General features: G+C 56.5%; 1 pseudogene. It reads right to left on the bottom strand.

From position 1 onward, the window contains the following. Positions 1 to 196, bottom strand: a pseudogene (locus MXD62_RS08855) (MFS transporter); the annotation flags it as partial. Positions 197 to 262 lie beyond the last annotated feature (66 nt).

The following is a 262-nucleotide window of genomic DNA, read 5'->3' as shown; positions in this document are numbered from 1 at the left end:
AGAAATGATAGGACCCAATGATTGGACCGCGTGCGCCGGGCACGGTATTGTCGGCGAGCAGCATCCGTTCACTCATTTTTTGCATAGCGTTGCAAGTTCCCATCAGCAGCTGGAGCACAAGCACCCAGACATACGACGAGACCCAAGGAAAGGAGAGCATCGCGACCATCATCCCAAGGGAGCTTGCAGCAAGCATGGACGCACCATGCCGATCCAGCCGGGGGGCAAGCCACTGGGATACTGCTGCAGAGCTTACGGTAAA

This window comes from Frankia sp. Mgl5 (assembly GCF_023242985.1).
GTDB lineage: Bacteria > Actinomycetota > Actinomycetes > Frankiales > Frankiaceae > Parafrankia > Parafrankia soli.
Note: the sequence above shows the minus strand (reverse complement) of the source record. Positions and strands in the feature narration are given on the sequence as shown.